Annotated in this window: 17 protein-coding genes; all 17 read left to right on the top strand. The window is 69.7% G+C overall.

Annotation, left to right across the window (positions count from 1 at the left end; translation table 11 throughout):
* Positions 1-118: 118 nt before the first annotated feature.
* The 17 genes from KBX21_RS18080 to KBX21_RS18000 all read left to right on the top strand — a co-directional run bounded on the left by KBX21_RS18080 (position 119) and on the right by KBX21_RS18000 (position 15,300).
* A complete protein-coding gene (locus KBX21_RS18080; protein ID WP_210842606.1) occupies positions 119-556 on the top strand; it encodes a hypothetical protein in 438 nt (145 codons plus the stop codon).
* 139 nt (positions 557-695) lie between these two features.
* A complete protein-coding gene (locus KBX21_RS18075) occupies positions 696-2,744 on the top strand; it encodes a hypothetical protein (protein ID WP_307869230.1) in 2,049 nt (682 codons plus the stop codon).
* Between the two features lie 88 nt (positions 2,745-2,832).
* Positions 2,833-3,555, top strand: a complete 723-nt coding sequence (locus tag KBX21_RS18070) for a MerR family transcriptional regulator (protein WP_210842604.1) — start codon at positions 2,833-2,835, stop codon at positions 3,553-3,555.
* 80 nt (positions 3,556-3,635) lie between these two features.
* Positions 3,636-4,478, top strand: a complete 843-nt coding sequence (locus tag KBX21_RS18065) for a hypothetical protein (RefSeq protein ID WP_210842603.1) — start codon at positions 3,636-3,638, stop codon at positions 4,476-4,478.
* Positions 4,444-4,695 (top strand): hypothetical protein, encoded by a 252-nt coding sequence (locus KBX21_RS18060; protein ID WP_247665938.1) that lies wholly within the window; start codon positions 4,444-4,446, stop codon positions 4,693-4,695. Before KBX21_RS18065 ends, KBX21_RS18060 begins: the two co-directional genes overlap by 35 nt.
* Before the next feature lie 155 nt (positions 4,696-4,850).
* Complete coding sequence (locus KBX21_RS18055) at positions 4,851-5,213, top strand: hypothetical protein (RefSeq protein ID WP_026129655.1); 363 nt, start codon at positions 4,851-4,853, stop codon at positions 5,211-5,213.
* Positions 5,206-5,643: a hypothetical protein gene (locus tag KBX21_RS18050; protein ID WP_210842602.1), complete on the top strand. Its 438-nt coding sequence runs from the start codon at positions 5,206-5,208 to the stop codon at positions 5,641-5,643. Before KBX21_RS18055 ends, KBX21_RS18050 begins: the two co-directional genes overlap by 8 nt.
* Positions 5,644-5,916: 273 nt before the next feature.
* Complete coding sequence (locus KBX21_RS18045; RefSeq protein ID WP_210842601.1) at positions 5,917-6,321, top strand: hypothetical protein; 405 nt, start codon at positions 5,917-5,919, stop codon at positions 6,319-6,321.
* Positions 6,322-6,330: 9 nt separating this feature from the next.
* Positions 6,331-7,185, top strand: a complete 855-nt coding sequence (locus KBX21_RS18040; RefSeq protein ID WP_049569247.1) for a sulfurtransferase — start codon at positions 6,331-6,333, stop codon at positions 7,183-7,185.
* Between the two features lie 334 nt (positions 7,186-7,519).
* Positions 7,520-8,119, top strand: a complete 600-nt coding sequence (locus tag KBX21_RS18035; RefSeq protein WP_049569241.1) for a DUF4178 domain-containing protein — start codon at positions 7,520-7,522, stop codon at positions 8,117-8,119.
* A gap of 7 nt (positions 8,120-8,126) precedes the next feature.
* Positions 8,127-8,639: a DUF2617 family protein gene (locus tag KBX21_RS18030; protein WP_049569237.1), complete on the top strand. Its 513-nt coding sequence runs from the start codon at positions 8,127-8,129 to the stop codon at positions 8,637-8,639.
* A 12-nt stretch (positions 8,640-8,651) separates the two neighbouring features.
* Positions 8,652-9,047 carry a hypothetical protein gene (locus KBX21_RS18025; RefSeq protein WP_210842600.1) on the top strand — a complete coding sequence of 132 codons (396 nt, stop codon included), beginning with the start codon at positions 8,652-8,654 and terminating at the stop codon, positions 9,045-9,047.
* Between the two features lie 90 nt (positions 9,048-9,137).
* Positions 9,138-10,727: a polyamine aminopropyltransferase gene (locus tag KBX21_RS18020; protein ID WP_049569232.1), complete on the top strand. Its 1,590-nt coding sequence runs from the start codon at positions 9,138-9,140 to the stop codon at positions 10,725-10,727.
* A gap of 854 nt (positions 10,728-11,581) precedes the next feature.
* Entirely contained in the window at positions 11,582-11,902 is a 321-nt protein-coding gene (locus KBX21_RS18015; protein ID WP_210842599.1) for a MerR family transcriptional regulator, read from the top strand.
* Positions 11,903-12,159: 257 nt separating this feature from the next.
* Positions 12,160-13,131, top strand: coding sequence for a helix-turn-helix domain-containing protein (locus KBX21_RS18010; RefSeq protein ID WP_210842598.1), 972 nt, complete (start codon positions 12,160-12,162; stop codon positions 13,129-13,131).
* Positions 13,132-13,264: 133 nt separating this feature from the next.
* Positions 13,265-13,762 (top strand): hypothetical protein, encoded by a 498-nt coding sequence (locus tag KBX21_RS18005; RefSeq protein ID WP_156208148.1) that lies wholly within the window; start codon positions 13,265-13,267, stop codon positions 13,760-13,762.
* Positions 13,763-14,244: 482 nt separating this feature from the next.
* Complete coding sequence (locus KBX21_RS18000; protein ID WP_210842597.1) at positions 14,245-15,300, top strand: hypothetical protein; 1,056 nt, start codon at positions 14,245-14,247, stop codon at positions 15,298-15,300.
* Positions 15,301-15,585: the final 285 nt, after the last annotated feature.

The following is a 15,585-nucleotide window of genomic DNA, read 5'->3' as shown; positions in this document are numbered from 1 at the left end:
TGGCGCACCCGGCTCGGGACGCGCCCACACCGCCACACGCACGAATGGTGCCTACTCGATTACTTTTTGATGTGACCGCAGGTGGCAGGGCCACCCGACCCCGACGCGAGGAACTGCCATGCCCCCGACTCCCGGTTACCGACGCTTCGTCAAGACCACCGCCCAGGCCCTGAAGCCACGGGAGTGGCACCGGATCGGCTTCGACCTCCGCAACGGCCTGGCCCCGGCGGACCCGGCCGAACTGGTGGGGGCCGACGAACCCTCCGGCGCGTTGTACGACCTCTCGGTGGGGGTGACGCTGACCAACATCACCCCGGATCACGAGGTGCGGCTGCGGGCGGTCGAGTTCGCTCCCGACGGATCGGGAGGGTGGCGGACCCACCGGGACCTGCCGGTGGAGGTCACCACGCACGGGTTCGGGCACGGGGGGTTCACGTACGCGTGGAAGGACCGGCTGGAGCCGGGACATCGCGTGGAGGTGTGGGCCGCGCAGTTCGGTGAGGCCGACGCGCACCTGGTCGCGGCGGAGGCCGTGGTGTTCCTCTGGCCCCGATAACCACTCCGGCCACAGAATTCGCAAAAGGGATTCCTGGCTCAGAGATCACCCTATTCACATATAGCCCGTTGTCACGGATTCACCACGTAGAGAAGTCCTCGCAGGGGACAATAGGTGTATGCCTCGACCAAGCAAATATGTGTCCAGGTCCGATCTGGGCTGGGGTGCCTCCCCCGCCGAGCAGGCCAACCCCCGCTCCGGTCTCGTCATCCACTACGACAGCGGCGACCAGAACCTCGCCAACAAGGATCACTCCGCCTGCCTGACCTACTGGCGCAACACCCGAAACTTCCACACCGGCCCCTCCCGCGGCTGGGCGGACATCGGCTACTGCGCCGACGAGGAGACGCAGATCCTCACCGAGGACGGCTGGCGGACCTTCCGCGACCTCCGCGCGGGCGACGTGGTCCTGACCCTCGACCACACGACCGGAACCTCCCAGTGGCAGCCGGTCCAGGCCGTCAACGTCTTCCCCGCCACCGAGCGCACGCTCGTCCGCATGGAGGGGCGTGCGCACTCCTCCCTGACCACCCCCCAGCACCGCTGGCCCGTGGAACGGTCCCACCGACGGACGGGCACCGAACGCCAGAGGGCGGCGGACGGAACGTGGGCCGCGACCGGGCACGCGGAACGCACACAGCAGAGCCGGGAGCGGGTGTGGGCGACCACCGAGTCGCTGACCCACTGGGACGGGATTCCCCTGTCCGCTCCCTGCGACAGCCTGCCCGACGAACCCAAGTGGGACGACTCCCTCGTCGAGGTGATCGGGTGGTTCTGGACCGAGGGCCACGTGGAGCCCCCGGGCAGGGGCCGCGAACCCGACACGGGTGTGGTCATCCACCAGCCGCGGGAGGAGGACGCCCGGAACGTCGCGAGGATCAGGGCCTGCCTCGGGGACCTCTTCGGTCCCGCGTGCGATCGGTTCCCCCGTACCGGCTCGGACTCGGACGGCGTTCCTCGCTGGCGTGAGGTGCCCAACCAGGACCTGGTCGAGTTCCACCTCTCCGTGGACGCCGGTCGGATCCTGCTGGAGCAGGCTCCGGACCGGGTTCCCACCCACGCGTTCCTGTGCTCCCTCACCCGAACGCAGCTCGAACGCTTCGTCGAGGTGTCCCTCCTGGCGGAGGGGCACGACAACGGGACAGACGACGCGCGGGCGCTCGGCCAGAGGAACCGTGCGGCGGCCGAGGCGTTCCAGTTCGCCGCCATCCTGGCCGGACACGCGACCTCGCTGACCCGTGTGCCGCCCGCCGACTCCACCGGCCACGCCATGTGGAGGGTGGAGCTGCACCGTCGGACCCACTTCTCGCCGAAGGCCGCGGCCTCCCGCGAAGCGGCGTTCTCCATCAGCGAGGAGACCTACGGCGGCCACGTGTGGTGCCCCACCACCCCCAACGGCACCTGGCTGGCCCGGCGCCGGGGCACGGTGTACTACACGGGCAACTCGTTCATGGCGTGTCCGCACGGGTACGTGCTGGAGGGGCGCGGGCTGTACCGCACCCAGGCCGCCCAGCCCGGCGGGAACTCCTCGCACTACTCCTGCACCCTGGCCACCGGACCCTCGGACACCATCACGCCCGAGCAGATCAACGCGGTCCGCGTGCTGCGCCAGTGGCTCATGGAACCCGACACCTCCATCTCCGGGAGGGTGCTCGGCCACCGTGACTTCATCTCCACGTCCTGCCCCGGCGACAAGGCCTACCAGCTGGTCAAGGACGGCACCTTCGCACAGGCTCCCGGAAACTCTGAAGGAGACGACATGCCCTCACACCGCAGGTTCGAGAAGGACAACGCCCAGACCCTGGAGTCGGGCAGCTGGGCGAGCCTGGCCTTCGACCGGCGGCACGACGGCGAGACCGGTGAGTTCTACGCCCTGGTGGGGGTCGAGGAGACCAAGGGCGCCTACTACGACGTCTCGGTCGGGGTGACCCTGGAGGGGCTCGACTCCGGCGCCGAGGCGCAGATCCGCCTCACCGAGTACGAGCCCAACGGTGACGGCGGCTGGAAGGTGGCCCGCAACCGCCCGCTGGACAGCCCCGTGCACGTGGGCGGCAAGGCGCACTTCACCTACTCCTGGAAGGGCAACCTGGCCGCCGGGCGCCGGGTGCGCGTCCGGGTCGCGCAGTTCGGCAAGGCGGAGGCGCGGATCACCTCGGCGACCGCCGACGTCTTCTACTGGAAGCGCTGAGTCTTCGAGTGAACGGGGTGGTACCCGGCCTCCGGGAGACCACCCCGTCACCCCGCTCCGTCGCGGGCCATGCGGCGATAATGGGGCTATGTTGTCCATCGGAGAGGCCGCCCGCCTTCTCGGAACGACCCCTCGCACGCTCCGCTTCTACCACTCCCGGGGCGCCGTCCCCGAGCCGGAGAGGGACGAACTGGGCCACCGGAGATACGACATCGCCACGCTCCACGCGCTGAAGTCCGTGCTCGCCCTCCGCGAACTGGACCTCCCGCTGGACCGATGCGCCGGGCTGGTCGACGCCGACGGCACCGACCTCGGCTCCGCGCTGGGCAGGTGGGAGGCGGAGATCGTCCGGCAGCAGGAGAGGCTGGAGCAGCGGCGGTTGATGATCGCGCGGCTGCGGGAGGACGCCGGTCGGCTCGGCCCGGGGAGCCCGTTGGAACCCTGGTCGGCCTGGGTGGACGTGCTCAACGAGAAGGGCGTCGCCCCGGACCTCGTCGAACAGGAGAGGACCGCGCTCCAGCTCATGTCGCTCTTCGGCGGAGCGCCCGACAATCCCGGCGCAGCCGGGGCCGACCCACGCGTGGGCCCGGTCATGGAGGGCTTCATGGAGCTGTCCCCGGAGACGGAGAAGTCGGCCGGGACGGAACAGCTGGTGGAGGACCTCGTCGACCTGGCGCGGCCCTTCGTGACGGACGCGGGCCCCACCGGCCCCGCCGACGGGCTCACCTCGGAACTGTTCTCCTCCTTCACCCCGGCGCAGCGGCGCGTCCTGGGCAGGGTCGTGTCGCGCCTCTCCGCCAGCCCGGACTGACTCCCGAACCGGCTTGCCCTGACGCCACGTCAGGGCGCCAGCATGGCCCTTCCGTGACGCCGACGGAAAGGACGGACTCCGTGCTCCGCAATCCCCGGGTGGCCGCCCTCCTGCGGTGGCTGCCGTTCGTGGTCATCGCCGCCAACCTCCTCCTCGTCCTCACCGGAGTGGTCGACCTGGCCCGGGCCGCGATCATCGTCGTCGTCCTGGAGGTGTGCCTGCTCGGGGTCGTCGTCGCGGAGTTCGCAGCGATCCGGATCGCCTACCGGAGGGCTCGTTCCCGTGGCGCCAGCCGAACCCAGGCCTTCATGGCGGGCCTGGACGCCTGCCTCCCGCCGAGCGTCGCCTTCGTCGTGAAGCAGGAGCTGCTGGTCACCCTGGCCCTGCCCCGTCTGTTCCGCCGGGAGTCGCGGGCCGAAGGAGTCACGTCGGTGCGCTCTGGTGGGCCCACCGCAGCCGTCGCCCTGTCCATGTCGGTGCTGGCGCTGTCGGGCGCCGTGCTCGCTCTCCTGTTCGTAGGCGGGCCGGGCTGGCTTCGTTGGGTGCTCTTCGCCGTGGCCGTCTACTTCGTCCTCTACGCGCTCGGTCTCTGGTCCCTCCACGGCAGGCAGGGCCACCTGGTGAGCGAGCGGTTCCTACGGGTGCGTCATGGCGCGAACGCGGACTTCGCCTTTCCCACGAGTGAGGTGGTCTCCGCGAGGGTGTCCCGGAGCGCCCACCGGGGCGGCCCCGTCTCAGTGGACGAGGGCACGCTGACGGTCTCCGTGTTCGGCGGGACCAATGTCGTGGTCGACTTCGGCGTCCCGGTACCCGCACGCTTCTTCGACCGTGAGGAGGAGCACGTGACCGCCGTCCGCTTCCACGCCGACTCACCCGAGGAGGCCGTGCGTGTCCTGGTCGGCCACCTCGACCGCTCCCCCTGACTCACCGGTGGCGGTTGTCCTCGCCGACGGCACGGTCCGCTCCGACTGGTCGGACACACTCTTCGCGGACATCGACAAGCTCTCCGTCGTCTCCCTCAGCCCTGGTCAGCGCGTGGAGGGCCAGATCGCGGTGGTCGGCGACGACCTCGACATCGCCTCCGTCGAGATGGCCGAGCTGTTCGGTCTCCAGGAGACCATCACGGCCGAGGTCAGCTAGGCCCACGAGGAACGCGACCCCGGCCCGGCCCGTGCTCCGGTGTCCGGGGCCCTCCCCCGGGTACGGGGTGGTGCCCGGCTACGACTACGATGCGTCGTAGTTTGTTGTGGTCCGCTGACATGGGCGGACGTGCGGAGTACCCGAGCGGAGGCGGCGTGGTCGACTGGCTGACCATGACCATTCAGATGGTGTCGTTGGCGATGGCCGTGTGGTGTCTCGTCTCCACCTTCCGCGACCAGCCGATGCTCGTCCCCCACCTGGTGGGCATGGGTGTGCTGTGGCTTCTGGTGCTCGGTCAGGTCGGCGCGATCACCGTGGCGATGGTCGGCGGTGAACGCCCGGGTGAGACGGTCATGCTCGTCTCCTACCTCGCGACCGTCGCGCTGCTGCCGCCCGCCTGCGCCGTGTGGGGGTTCATGGAGCGCAGCAAGTGGGGCCCGGCCGTGATCGCCTTCGCCTGCCTCATCCTCCCCGTCCTCATGGTCCGCGTCGAGCAGCTGTGGAGTCCCGTTGTCTGAGGCGCCCGATCCCGTCGGCGACCGCACCCTGCGCACCGGCCCCGGCCGGCTCCTGGTGGCGGTGTACGCCGTGTTCGCGCTCGCGGCGACCGCGCGCGGCTCCTACCAGCTCGCCACCCGGTTCGACGAGGCCCCGCTGGCGTACGGGCTCTCCGTGCTCGCCGGGCTGATCTACCTGGTGGCGGCGGTCGGCCTGGCCCGCGCCGGGCGCACCTCGCGCCTGGTGGCGCTGGTGTCGGTGTCCGTGGAGATGATCGGGGTGCTCGTGGTGGGGGCGGTGAGCGTGCTGGCCGCCGGGGCGTTCCCGGACGACACGGTGTGGTCGCACTTCGGCAGCGGCTACCTGTTCATCCCGCTGGTCCTGCCGGTGCTGGGTCTGTGGTGGATCCTGCACGTCCACCGCATGGACCGGGACGCGGCGCGCACCTAGGACGTCACGGGATCAGCGCTGACCCGGTCCGGCGGGTGGAAGCCGCACCACCACCGTGATCACGACGAGCACGACGCACGGCAGGATCATGGCGGCCCGCCCCGGAGACCGCCGACCTCTCCGCCCCTACACCCGGGTCGCGGGTTGACGGATGTCATCCCACCTGGCTGGCGGCCCCTCGGGAACCAACCCCCTCAAACTCTCGCTTCCTGTGGTGAACCCGACCCGGGCGCGCAGGCATGGACCGGCCTCCTCCGGGCATGCCTGAGGCCTATGGAGGCACACACGCGAACGCGCCACCCCAGCCGGACGCCCCTCACCCGCGCGGCGGTGGGCGGCGCCCTCCTACTCGTCACGGGCCTGTGGCTGACCCTCGTGGCCTGGAACGACTCAGTACCCGACCCCGCTCGACACCGGATCTTCCTCTCCCTGTGGTTCATGGGCGTCACCCTCCTGGCCGCCCGGCTGTTCCTCGACGGCCCGCCCGGCGCGGCGCCGCGCGTGTCACGGAGCGTGGTGACGTTCGCGATCGGTGTCGTGGGCGCGGCCTCGGTGGCCACCATGCCCTGGACGGACCTGGGCTCGGTGTTCTGGTACCAGCTCTGGTTCTCCGTCCCGCTCCTGACCGGGCTGGCCTACGCGGCCTTCCGTCCCGGCACGGACCGCTCCACGCCCTAGGCTGGCGGCATGTCCGATCAGACACTGTCCCTGCCGGTGGCCGTCTCCGCCGCCTGGCTCCGTGACCACCGCGACGAGGTCGTGCTCGTCGACTCCCGCTGGTACCTCGACGGCCGCTCCGGCCGGGAGGCCCACCTGAACGGCCACATCCCCGGGGCCGTGCACGCCGACGTGGACACCGACCTTGCCGCGCCCGCCAGCGGCGAGGGAGGCCGCCACCCGCTTCCGGCCGCCGCCGACCTCGCCCGCTCCCTGGGTCGCCTCGGGATCGGCGACACCTCCTCCGTGGTCGTCTACGACGACGCGAACGGCTCGGTGGCCGCGCGACTGGTGTGGATGCTGCGGGTCCTGGGCACCTCGGCGGCCTTCCTGGACGGCGGCATCCAGGCCTGGACCGGCGAACTCGAGAAGGGCGAGGTGAGCGCCGAGCCCGCGCACCGGACCGCGCTCCCCTGGCCCGCCGACCGCGTCGTCGGCACCGAGGCCCTCCAGCGGGAGCTGGCCGACCCCGACCGTCTCCTCCTCGACGCCCGCGTGCACGGCCGCTTCACCGGCGAGGAGCCCGCGCCGGTGGACGCCCGCGCCGGGCACATCCCCGGTGCGCGCAGCGCCGAGTGGCCCGCCAACCTGGGCCCGGACGGTCTGCTCGCCGCACCCGAGGTCCTGCGGGAGCGCTTCGCCGCCCTCGGCGCGGACTCGGCCGGTACGGTCACCGCCTACTGCGGCTCCGGGGTGACCGCCTGCCACGACCTCCTGGCCTTGGAGCACGCGGGGTTCACCAACACCCGCCTGTACCCGGGCTCGTGGAGCCGTTGGGGCGGCGACGACTCCCTGCCGCTGGAGACCGGCGACTCCCGACCCTGACCCCGCCTCCGTTCACCATGACGGGGCCCGCGCCTCCCGCGCGGGCCCCGTCGTCGTGTCCGGGCAGGCAGTGGCGGCCCCGGCACGCTGCGTACGGGTCCCCCAGAAGGACCGAAAACCACCTAGGCTGGTGGGGGACAACGGTCCGAATAATCCGGAACGTGCTGGTCCTGCAACCGCTGACACCCGCGAACGAGTTCCCCCCAACGCCCTCTTTCCCTGACCCGATCCGGCCAGGAGCGGAACCACAACACCCGAACCGGCGTCAGAACACACAGGACCGCCCGGCCCCGGGAACCCCCAAGACTGCTTCACCGCGAATCGAGGAACACTGGTGATCGAACTCCTCCTGCTACTGATTCTCATCGCCGGGATCGTGATCGGGGTCCTGATATACAAGCAGCGCTCGCAGGCGCAGAAGCAGGACACCCCTCCCCCGCCTCCCCAGGACCCCTTCGCCGCGTCCTCCACCACTGACACCGCCGGTGACCCGCGCGCCATCAAGGCGGGCGACATGATCGACTGGGGCCACGAGCGGACCTGGATTCGCGGCACCCTCCGCCTGTCCGAGGGCGGTTACGTCTGGTCCGAGCACTTCCTCGAGGTCGAGGGCGGCAAGCGCTGGCTCTCGGTCGAGGAGGACCCCGACGTCGAGCTGGCCCTGTGGACCGGCCGCCCGGACCTGACCATGGTCCCCCAGGGCAAGTCCATCGAGCTTGAGGGCGTCACCTACAAGCTCGAGGAGAAGGGCTCCGGCTCCTACCGCTCCGAGGGCACCACCGGTCTCAAGGCCGAGGGTGGCATGGACTACGCCGACTACGAGTCCGAGGACGGCCAGCTGCTCGCCTTCGAGCGCTTCGACCACGGGAGCTGGGAAGTCAGCACCGGAACCAAGGTCGCCGCCGGTACCTTCACGATCTTCCCCGGGAGCTGACACCCACATGCGCGCGAGCATCAGCGCCCCCTTCGTCGACACCAAGGCCGATGACCTGGTCTGGACCCTGAACCACCCGTTGGTCGCACCTCTCGCGACCCGCACCGTCACGGTGTCGGGCAGAGAGGTCGAGCTGCGGGTGCTCGGCGCTTCACACCAGGTCGTTCTGCGCCCGGAGTCCGACGGCGGGGCGCTGGTGGAGACGGTCGCCTGCCTGCCGGGTTCCTCCGGCGGGCTTCCCGGTTACGCCGAGCACCCCCTGCCTGGGGTGGGCGGCTACCGCTTCGACTCGATCGTCGAGTCGCTGCCTCGCGCCGAACTCACCCACCGGGTGGCGGAGATCCACGAAGCGACCTCCGACTCACCCGGTGGGCTCCTCGTCGCCTTCCCCGGTGATCCTCTGGCGATCACCGCGCTGCACCTGACCTCTGGCAGTGGGGCGTCCCTGCGCTGGCGTACCTGGCACGCCTACCCGCAGAGCGACGAGCTGGTGACGACGACCACGACCCTGACCCCCTAAGAGGAGGCCGACATGGCCACGACCACGACCCGGGGAGCCCGCGCTCCCAGACACAAGATCGCCGCGATCGGCGGGGCCACCGCGCTGCTGATCCTCCTCTCGGCCTGTTCGGGCGGCAGCAACAACGCCGACTGCGAGCCCAAGGCCGACCCCACCTCCAGTGCCACGAGCTCCACCAACGCGACGGGCACCGCCGGAACCACGAACTCGGCGTCCGGCGCCTCGCCCAGCCCGTCCGCGTCCCCGACCGACGAGTGCTCCAACCGCAGCGGCGGCGGTGGCGGCGGGTTCTTCTTCTTCGGCGGCTTCGGCGGCGGTGGCGGGAACAACAACAACTCCAACTCCAACTCCAACAGCGGCGGTAGCGGAAGCGACAGCCGCGGCGGAGGCTCGGGCTTCGGCAAGTAGTCCGCGTGTTCGGGGGGTCGGGCTGGCGTCCAGCCCGACCCCCCGACGCACTTTCCACACCCTCGTGTCCCTTCCTGAGAGAGCAGTACCTTGAGCGAGACCACGGCCCAAGCACGGCCCCGACTCCCGGTGCCGCCGCGTGCGGCCCGGTTCTTCGTTCTGCTGGCGGTGTTCATCTGCGCCGCCTGCGGCCTGGTGTACGAGCTGGCCCTCGTCGCGATCGGCAGTTACCTGCTCGGCGACACCATCACCCAGGCCTCCGTGGTCCTGTCCGTGATGGTGTTCGCCATGGGTGTGGGTTCGCTGCTGTCCAAGCGCTACCAGGCCCGCCCGGCGCTGTCGTTCGCCGTGGTCGAGGGGCTGTTGTCCCTGGTCGGCGGTCTGTCGGTCCTGCTGTTGTACGGGTCCTTCGCCTGGCTGTCCGCCTCCGCCTACCAGCCCACCCTGGTGCTGTTGGCGTTCGTGATCGGCACGCTGATCGGTATCGAGATCCCGCTGCTGATGACGCTGATCCAGCGCATCCGCAAGCAGGAGGCCTCCGAGGCGGTGGCCGACCTGTTCGCCGCCGACTACGTGGGCGGCCTCATCGGTGGTCTGGCCTTCCCGTTCCTGCTGCTCCCCCTGCTGGGGCTGCCCAAGGGCGCCCTGATGGTGGGTGTGCTGAACGCGGTGATCGGCGTGGCCGTGGTGCTGTGGCTGTTCCGCACGGATCTGACCCGGCTCGCGTACGTGGGGCTGACGGTCGGGCTGGCGTTCATCGTGACGGTGCTGGGTCTGGCCTACTACTTCGCCGAGAACTTCGAGGTGGACGCCCGCCAGGCCATGTACCGGGACCCGATCGCGCACGCGGAGCGCAGTGAGTACCAGGAGATCGTGCTCACCCAGTCCCTGGACGGCCGGGACGTGCGCATGTTCCTCAACGGCGACCTCCAGTTCTCCACCCTGGACGAGTACCGGTACCACGAGTCGCTGATCCACCCGGCGATGGACGGCGCGCGCGAGGACGTCCTGGTGCTCGGGGGCGGGGACGGCCTGGCCATCCGGGAGCTGCTGCGCTACGACGACGTCGAGTCGGTGACCCTGGTGGACCTGGACCCGGCCGTGATCGAGCTGGCGTCCACGGACCCGGTGATTCGCGACCTCAACGACGATTCCTTCCTGGACCCGCGTGTGGAGGTGGTCAACGCCGACGCCTTCCAGTGGCTGCGGGACAACCTGGCCAACTTCGACGTGGTCATCGCGGACCTGCCGGACGGCACGGACGTGGGCACCTCGAAGCTGTACACGATCGAGTTCTACGCCCTGCTGGAGCAGGCTCTGGAGCCGGGGGGCCGGGTGGTCGTGCAGGCCGGATCGCCGTTCTTCGCCCCGGACGCGTACTGGAGCGTGAGCCACTCGCTGGAGGAGGCGGGGCTGGCGGTGACCCCGTACAACGTGGACGTGCCCACCTTCGGGAACTGGGGTTTCTACCTGGGGGTGTCCGGTGCTGAGCCGGGTGGCGCCCCCGAACTGACCCTGCCGGAGGATGCCCCCGAGCTGCGTTTCCTGGACCAGGACCTGCTTGACGCGGCGCTGGTGTTCCCCATCGACCGCCAGGAGGGCGAGGTGGAGGCCTCGACGATGATGCACCCGAAGATCATCGGTTACCACCAGGACCGCCAGGCCTGGCGCGGTTACTGACCGGTTCGGCCAGCCCCCTTTCCTTCCCCGGAACCCCCCGACGAAACTCCCTCCAGCAGGACTGGAAACCTGTAGCGGCTGATGTAGACATGCACGCCGCTCGCTGCTATCTTTTCTGCCATAGCCACTGAGACACACGGCTGGACCACCGGATACGCCGGTGGAGGGATGGACGGCTCGACGGTGCGCACGTGCGTCAAGGCACCGGGGGCCGGTAGGACCGCAGTAACGCAGTACCGTTTTTTCGCAGTACCGGGCTCCCGCTCGCACAGGGGGGACCACAGCTGGAGGAAGGACGCGGTAGGGCTCGACCAGCGCGGGGTTATTCGGCGTTGGGGGCCGGTAGGACCGTGTGAACGGCGTTTCGCTCTTTCGGGGGACGCCGTGCAGGAAACAGAGCAGGACGGCTCGACGGTGCGCACGTGCTTCAAGGCGCCGGGGGCCGGTAGGACCGCAGTATCGAAGTAACGCTGCACCGTTTTTCGGCAGTACCGGGCTCCCGCTCGCACAGGGGAGGCCACAGAAGGACGCGGTAGGGCTTGACCGGCGCACGGTTGTACGGTGCCGGGGGCCGGTTGGACCGCAGTCGAAAGCAGTGCACGAAGTGAGAACGAGAGGAGTAGATGCCATCAGGATCGCCCGAGCGAGGAGAAGTTCCGCTCGGGTACCGCAGGCCCCGATTCGGAAGAAGGTGGTCCACGGTCACACAACCGCGATCCCCGCGATCCCGAAGCAGCTTGACCTCGGGATGCGGAAGACCGGCAGCGGCCGGTAGGTGGTATTGAACTCTCGGGCCCCAGCGCCATACGGCGCTGGGGCCCTCGACGTGCGTTCAGGAGAAGAAGGACACGCACTTGCCCCGTCCCGAGACCGGTCACCGGTTCGACGATGACGACTATCCCGCCTATACCGTGGGCGCCGCGGCGGAGATGATCGGCGCGACGCCGGCCTTCCTGCGCGCTCTGGGTCAGGCCAAACTGATCGAGCCGTTGCGTTCGGAGGGCGGTCACCGCCGCTACTCCCGTTACCAGCTCAAGATCGCCTCTCGCGCTCGCGAACTCGTCGACGAGGGGACACCGATCGAGTCCGCCTGCCGGATCATCATCCTCGAGGACCAGCTGGAGGAGGCCCTGCGCATCAACGAGCAACAGCGCGCCGCGGAACCGCCCAGCTGAGCGTGACCGTTCTCCGCCGGTGTCCCCGCGCAGACCCCGCCCGTCAGGGCCGGGGTCTTTCCTTTTCCACGGGGTCCGCGCGACGAGCGTCCCTGGCGCACCCGCTGACGGAGGGTCGAAGGGCATTACTCCAGAATTCAGCTGTGGCCCCTCGACCTCCGTTCTGACCGGAAGCGCAGAGATGCGGGTACCGGCCTGACCACAACAGGACAGATCAGAATGGAACTCTGACGAATTCCCCCAACAAGGAGCCCTTGGTGATCGAAGCCGTGTTCCACACCCGGGACATCCCCCCGGCGGAGCGACTCGGGTACTGGCAGGAGTGCGTGGCAAGGACGCACGCCCCACTGGTGCTCAGCAGCGACGAACCCGACACGTTCCAGGCCTACCAGAAGCTCCTGGACCTGGACGGGGTCCTGCTCTGGCCCAGCGTCTTCCGACCCGTGGTCTTCACCAGGACACGACCCCTCATCCGGGGCTCGGACCCGGAGAACCTCCACCTGACCCTGATCTTCCGCGGACGGTTGGACGGCGGGTTCGGCCGCACGTCGATCGATGTGGGAGCGAACGAGATCAGCGTCATCGACTCGTCCACCCCGTTCTCCATACGCGCGTGCAGCGGACACGTGGAACAGCACGGGATCGGGCTGGAGGTCCCCAGGTCCCGGCTACCGCTCCCCTCGAAGTTGGTGGGCCGGATCGCTGGAGCCAAGTTCTCCGCCTCCTCCGGATACGGGGCGTTGACCAAGAACTTCCTGCGGACCCTGGTGAACGACCCGACCATCCACGGCCCCAGCGACGTCGACCGCCTCTCCACGGTTCTGTGTGACCTGCTCTCCGGGATGTTCGCCCAGGCGCTGGAGGCCGAGAACCTGCTGCCCCCGGAGACGCGAAGACAGACTCTCCTGCTGAGGATCAAGCGCTTCATCGACCAGCGGCTGAGCGATCCGGAGCTGACCCCATTCACGGTGGCCTCCGCCCACCACATCTCGGTCCGGTACCTGCACCGGATCTTCCAGGAACAGGGCGACACCGTCTCAGCGTGGATACGCAAGCGCCGACTGGCCCGCGCCCGACAGGACCTGGCCGAGGAGGCCCTGGCGCACGTTCCCGTCTACCTGATCGCGCGGAAGTGGGGGTTCTCCAGCGCCGCGGTGTTCAGCCGGACGTTCCGCGATGTCTACGGCGTCTCTCCCAGGGACGTGCGTCCCGGACGCGCTGAGGGGTGAACTCGCGCATCAGATCGGGATTCGGGTGCATTCCTTGACCTGGTGCGCACGGTTTCTTGACCTTCGTCGACACCGCCACCGACAAGTGCCTAGCGTCGGCCGTGATCGAAGTTCCCGAGCCGGAAGGGTGCTCATGCGCCGACACATCTCCCCCACCGCCTTCACCGCCGGTCTCTCGAAGATCGGCGTGCTCGCCGCCGCACTGGCCATCCCCATGACCCTCATGGGAGCGCCTGCGGCGGGCGCCTCCACCGCACCACAGAGCGCCGTGTCGATTCCGCAAGACGCTGAGTTCGCTCCCGCCTCTGCGGAATCCGCCTCACTGTGTAATTCCAAGGCATCTGCGCTGCCGGGCGGGGCTTGGGGGCCGATCTCGAAGCAGTGCACCTGGACCAGCGCACCGGGTGTCACCCAGCGCACCGTCTCCTGGAACGTGGTGAGCGGAAGCAACCAGATCGCTTGCGTGCAAGGGCGAATGGGAAGCTATCACCCGCGCTCGTGGACGAACCTCGGGTGTGGTCAGAGCGGCACCGCGACCATTCCTTGGACCTCGAACACCATCGCCACTGTGGAGATTCGGGTGCGCAGCCAAAGCCCGGTCAGCATGGCGAACGTCAACTACTACTTCTGATCAGCCACGGTGGCAGGTCGTCCACGCCCCTCTCGGACGTGAGCAGTCCGGGTGCGAGTTGCGCAGGTCGCAAGCGACAGAGCATTGACCCCGCGTGGCGCGAAGCTTCCACAACCGATGATCGCGGGGATCCTCTTTGGCCTGAGCTGTGCGGCGATTCCTCTCGTGAAGGGTTCTGGCTTCCTGGAAGGATCCCCTCTCAGCCCACAGCGCGTCTTGCGTGACTCGGCGTTGGGGTTGGAAGGTACCGAGACCAGGGATCGCGCACTGGAGCGCTGACCCCACACCACCCGGCCGGGTTCACGTGCTGGGGGGACGGACCCCACACCACCCGGCCGGGTTCACGCACAGGGAGGACCGCCCACCACCCGCTCCGGGAACCGGTGGGCATCGTCCGAACGCGGGCCCGGGGCGGCGCCGGTTCGTCGGCCCCTCCTGCTAAAAGGGAACGGACCGCACGCTACGACCGTGAAGAGACCCCCTTGACACGCCCCACCCTGCCCCCATCGCACCAGGACGAGACCGAGCGCGTGCCCGGCGCGCTGCTGGTCCGCGGCGACTGTGACGACCACGCCTGGAACGACGTGCTCGACCGTATGGGCGAACTGCCCGGCAAGATCGTCCACACCGGAGAGTCCCTGCCCCCGGCGCGGGGGCCCATCCCCCGGCGCCTGCTCGTGGCACAGGACCCCGCCTGGCGGGGCGCCGTCCCCGAGGAGTTGGCCCAGTCCCTGGGCAGCGAGGGCACCTGGCTTCCCGACCTGGTCCTGATCGCCGACCGCGGCACCACCCGCGATCCCGCCCTGCGCCCGCTCATGGCCTTCCTCCCCAACGACGACGACCTCTACCGTTTCCGCGTCACGCCCCGCCAGGCGGCCATGACCTACCTGGTGATGCACCGCCCCGGCATCGAGGACACCCTGGAGCACCACAGGGACTGCGGCGCCGCCGAGGTGGAACTCGAACCCGGCGAGTCCTACGAGGACTGGTTGGACGGATCCGACGTGATGGGCGAGGTCCTGGAGACCGCGGCGGCTCCGCCCCTCTACCAGGCTCCCGCCGCACCCCTGCCCGTGATCACCCAGGACAACTCGGGGCTGCTCGTGCGCACCGACTTCAGCGACGATGACGCCTGGGCCGCGCTCGCGGCGGACGCGGACCGCCTCGACCCTCAGATCGAGACCCCCGAGGAATACGGCCCCTTCGTGCAGATCGTGGACGACCCGGTCTTCGCGGGGGCCACACCGGAACAGGTGATGGCGGTCGTCCGCCAAGGCGAGGACGACGAGGAGCCGGGTGAGGGGGTGGTGGTGATCGCCGACCGGGCCTCCATGGTCGGCCCCGACCGCACCGTCCTGGTCGTGCCCCTGGAGGACAACGTCGGGTGGTCCTTCCGCCTGCGCCCGGACCAGGTGCGCAGCATGGCGGCCAACCTCTTCGTCGGCAACAACGACATCTCGGACTGGATGAATCAGGGCTCGCCGGGCGGACCGGCGGTCATGACGGAGAAGGAGAGGCGATCCTGGCGGGGCTGGTGATCGCCGCAGGGAACACCCGTCACAGGATCCGGCTGAGTGCGGGTTCGTGTGCGGAAGTTTCTCGACCCCGGTGATCGCACGCGTTCGGCGCCCGTACCGGAGTACGGGCGCCGAATGCGTCTGACACCGCGCGGCCTGCAACTTGGGCCAGTGGGCGGCCACGCGGTGGGTACCGGGGAGGTGGGGCGGGCCGCGGGAGGGGTCCGGTCACCTTCGTCGACCCCTCTGCGGCCCGATGACCATCCTCGCCCCGGCCGGGCGGGCGGCGCGCACGCCACGCCGCCC

It is taken from the genome of Nocardiopsis sp. B62 (assembly GCF_018070675.1).
GTDB classification, from domain to species: domain Bacteria; phylum Actinomycetota; class Actinomycetes; order Streptosporangiales; family Streptosporangiaceae; genus Nocardiopsis; species Nocardiopsis prasina.
Note: the sequence above shows the minus strand (reverse complement) of the source record. Positions and strands in the feature narration are given on the sequence as shown.